Below are 3,756 nucleotides of genomic sequence, written 5' to 3'. Positions count from 1 at the left end.
GACCAGTGTGCCGCCACCCGCGACGCCGGTCTCGGCGCGCGCGAACCCCGTCATGCTCGCGATCATCCAGTACCTGCCCCACGCCGGGGCGCTAGTGCGATAATGGCCGGCAGTCTAGCCGAACGCTCGCGGGGGCGGTTTTGCAATTCGAGTTGGCGGAAATCAGCCTCATCGGCGCACGCGAGGAAAACCAGGACCGCATGGCCACGGTCGTCGATGGCGACGTGGCGCTGGTCGCGGTCTTCGATGGCATGGGCGGGCATTCCGACGGCGCGCGCGCCGCGGAGCTGGCGAAGCAGGTGGTGCTGTCGCGCTTCAATGCCGTGTCGCACCCGCTGCTCGATCCCCTGGCCTTCCTGCACATCTCGCTGGGCGCGGCCCATTCGGAGATGGTGGGCATCGGCGCGCAGCTGCCGCTGGAGCATCGTCCGCGCGCCACCGGTGCGCTGTGCCTGGTGCAGGATTCCACCGCCTGGTGCGTGCACGTGGGCGACAGCCGCATCTACCACCTGCGCGACGGCGAAGTGCTGTCGCGCACCCGGGACCACAGCCACGTGGAGCTGCTGGTGCAGGAAGGGCTGATCAGCGCCCAGCAGGCGCAGAGCCATCCCATGCGCAATTTCGTAGAGAGCTGCCTGGGCGGCGACGCCATGCTGCCGGAGATGCTGGTCGGCCGCTGCGTGCGCGTGAAGAGCGGCGATACGCTGCTGGTGTGTTCCGACGGCTTCTGGTCCAACCTGCTGGACGAGGACGTGGCCGCCTCCATCTATTCGGGCGTGGCGCTGCAACCTGCGCTGCGCGCCCTGAGTGAATTCGCCGTCCGTCGTGCTGGTCCCGCCGCCGACAACGCCACCGTCGCCGCGCTGAGGATTTCATGACCGCAACACCGGCCCGTCACGATGGCCGCGCGCCCGAGGCGCTGCGGCCGGTCCGCTTCACCCGCAGCTTCACCCGCTATGCCGAAGGCTCGGTGCTGGTGGAGTTCGGCCACACCCGCGTGCTGTGCACGGCCAGCATCGAGGAGGGCGTGCCGCCCTTCCTGCGCGGCAAGGGCCAGGGCTGGGTGACGGCCGAGTACGGCATGCTGCCGCGGGCCACGCATACGCGCGGCGCGCGCGAGGCGGCCAAGGGCAAGCAGTCCGGCCGCACGCAGGAAATCCAGCGGCTGATCGGCCGCTCGCTGCGGGCCGCGCTCGACCTGTCGGCGCTGGGCGAGCGCACGGTCACGCTGGACTGCGACGTGCTGCAGGCCGATGGCGGCACACGCACGGCCTCGATCACCGGCGCCTACGTGGCGCTGGCCGATGCCTGCGCGAAGCTGGTCGCCGCCCGGGGGATCGCCAATCCGCTGCACGGCCAGGTGGCCGCGGTGTCGGTGGGCATCGTCGCCGGCCGGCCGGTGCTCGACCTGGACTACATCGAGGATTCCACCGCCGAGACCGACATGAACGTGGTGATGAACAGCGGCGGCGGCTTCATCGAGGTGCAGGGCACGGCCGAGGGCCACGCCATGCGCCGCGAGGAAGTGGACGCGCTGCTCGACCTGGCCACGCGCGGCACCGCCGAGCTGTTCGCGCTGCAGCGCGCGGCGCTGGCTCCGGCCTGACATGGACGCCGCCGCGCCGCGCCGCGTGGTGCTGGCCACCGGCAACGCCGGCAAGCAGCGGGAGTTCGCGGCGCTGCTGGCGCCGCTGGGCTTCGCCGTGGTCACGCAGGGCGAGCTGGGCATCGCCGGCGCCGAGGAGACCGGCGACACCTTCGAATCCAATGCGCTGCTGAAGGCGCGCCATGCGTCGCGTGGCGCCAACCTGCCGGCGCTGGCCGATGACTCGGGCATCGAGGTGGACGCGCTGGGCGGGCGTCCGGGCGTCTGGTCGGCACGCTATGCCGGACCCGATGCCAGCGACGAGGCCAACAATGCGCTGCTGCTGGCCGAGCTGGCCGCGCATCCGGATCCCGCCGCGCGACGCGCCCGCTACCGCTGCGTGATTGCCTACGTGCGCTTCGCGGACGATCCCGCGCCGCTGTTCGCGCGCGGCGCCTGGGAGGGGCACATCACCACCGCGCCGCGCGGCAGCGGCGGCTTCGGCTACGACCCGCTGTTCGTGCCCGATGGCCTCGCCTGCACCGCTGCCGAGATGCCGGCGGCCGACAAGAACGCCGTGAGCCACCGCGGCCAGGCGCTGGCGGCGCTGCTGCAGCGGATGCGATGAGCCTCGGGCTCTACCTGCATTTCCCCTGGTGCGTGCGCAAATGCCCGTACTGCGATTTCAACTCGCATGCGCTGCGCGACGAGCTGCCGGAGGACCGCTACATCGACACGCTGCTGGCCGACGTGGCCGCGCAGGCGCCGCGCGTGGCCGGACGACAGGTCACCAGCCTGTTCCTCGGCGGCGGCACGCCCAGCCTGTTCGGTCCGGCCTCGCTGGCGCGACTGTTCGCCGGACTGCGTCGGCACCTGGACATCGCATCCGACGCCGAGGTGACGCTGGAGGCCAACCCCGCCACGGTGGAGCGTGGTCGCTTTGCCGAATATCGCGATGCGGGCATCAATCGCGTGTCCCTGGGTGCGCAGAGTTTCAATGATGAGACGCTGAAGGTGCTGGGTCGGATCCACCAGACCTCCGACGTGCTGCGTGCGGCGGAAGAACTGCACGCGGCCGGGCTGTCCAATTTCAATCTGGACCTCATGTACGCGCTGCCCCACCAGGACGTATCCGGCGCCCTGGATGACCTGCGCCAGGCCGTGCAGCTGGCTCCGGCGCATGTCTCTCACTACCAGCTGACGCTGGAGCCCGGCACGCTGTTCGCCGCGCAGCCTCCGCCGCTGCCCGACGATGACGTGGCCTGGCAGATGCAGCTGGAAAGCCAGGCCCTGCTGGCCGGCCACGGTTATGCGCAGTACGAGGTCTCGGCCTATGCCCGGGCCGGCCGCCAGTGCCGCCACAACCTCACCTACTGGCGTTTCGGCGACTACCTGGGCGTGGGGGCCGGTGCGCACGGCAAGCTGCGTAGCGGGGCCCGGGTGTCACGCAGCACGCACCTGCGCGAGCCGCGGCGCTACTTCGCCAGCGCCGCCGGCGGTCCCGAGTGGCGCCTGGTGCCGGAGCAGGACCTGCCCTTCGAGTTCATGATGAACGCCCTGCGGCTGACCGAGGGATTCACCGAGGAGGAGTACCTGGCCGCCACCGGCCGGGATTTCGACCCGGTCCGGCCCCGGCTCGAGGAGCTCGCGTCAGGGGGGCTGGTGCAGGGCGGGGCGGACTCCGGGCGCTGGCGGACGACCGCGCGTGGCATGCAGTTCCTCAACGAGGTGCTGCAGCGCTTCCTTCCCGAGCCGGAAACCCCTGCCGGGGCGCGCGCTTAAGTGTTTTGCAGCCGCGGCAGCGACCATCTATCCACAGCGCCGGGCCAAACACCGAGATTGAAAGAATTACATGCGAATCGCGTCACAGTACGCGATGTTCCATCTGCAAGTTATTGAATAAACAGGCAGAAATCTGCTGGTCATATTTTGATCAATCCAGCAGAAACGCATTTTTTCTGCGGTTTCGGCCGCCTGCCCGCCGCTTCATGCACAGACTTATCCACAAAATCTGGGGATAAGTTGTCGGACGCCTCCGACAGGCCGATTCCCGGGTTCAAGCGGCTTGCTCCCGCCCCTCCAGATCGCTAGACTGCGCGCCCCCTGTGGAGCGCCCTTCGCCATGAAAGCCAATACCCACCCCGCCTATACCGAAATCAACGTGACCTGCA

Annotated in this window: 4 protein-coding genes; all 4 read left to right on the top strand. The window is 69.6% G+C overall.

Features of this window, described 5'->3' with window-relative positions; all coding sequences use genetic code 11:
- Positions 1-152: 152 nt before the first annotated feature.
- From Q0741_RS24590 to hemW, 4 genes are read left to right on the top strand one after another with little or no spacing between them, the layout of a single operon-like run.
- Positions 153-878 carry a PP2C family serine/threonine-protein phosphatase gene (locus tag Q0741_RS24590; protein WP_298235830.1) on the top strand — a complete coding sequence of 242 codons (726 nt, stop codon included), beginning with the start codon at positions 153-155 and terminating at the stop codon, positions 876-878.
- On the top strand, positions 875-1,606 hold the full coding sequence (gene rph / locus Q0741_RS24585; protein WP_298235829.1) for a ribonuclease PH: 732 nt from the start codon (positions 875-877) through the stop codon (positions 1,604-1,606). The genes Q0741_RS24590 and rph overlap by 4 nt, the downstream gene beginning before the upstream one ends.
- A gap of 1 nt (position 1,607) precedes the next feature.
- A complete protein-coding gene (gene rdgB / locus Q0741_RS24580; protein WP_298235828.1) occupies positions 1,608-2,213 on the top strand; it encodes an RdgB/HAM1 family non-canonical purine NTP pyrophosphatase in 606 nt (201 codons plus the stop codon).
- On the top strand, positions 2,210-3,367 hold the full coding sequence (gene hemW, locus Q0741_RS24575; RefSeq protein WP_298235827.1) for a radical SAM family heme chaperone HemW: 1,158 nt from the start codon (positions 2,210-2,212) through the stop codon (positions 3,365-3,367). The genes rdgB and hemW overlap by 4 nt, the downstream gene beginning before the upstream one ends.
- Positions 3,368-3,756 lie beyond the last annotated feature (389 nt).

This window comes from uncultured Azohydromonas sp. (assembly GCF_937926365.1).
Classification (GTDB): Bacteria; Pseudomonadota; Gammaproteobacteria; order Burkholderiales; family Burkholderiaceae_C; genus Azohydromonas.
The sequence above is the reverse complement of the archived record's forward strand: the minus strand, read 5'-3'. Positions and strand labels throughout refer to the sequence as shown.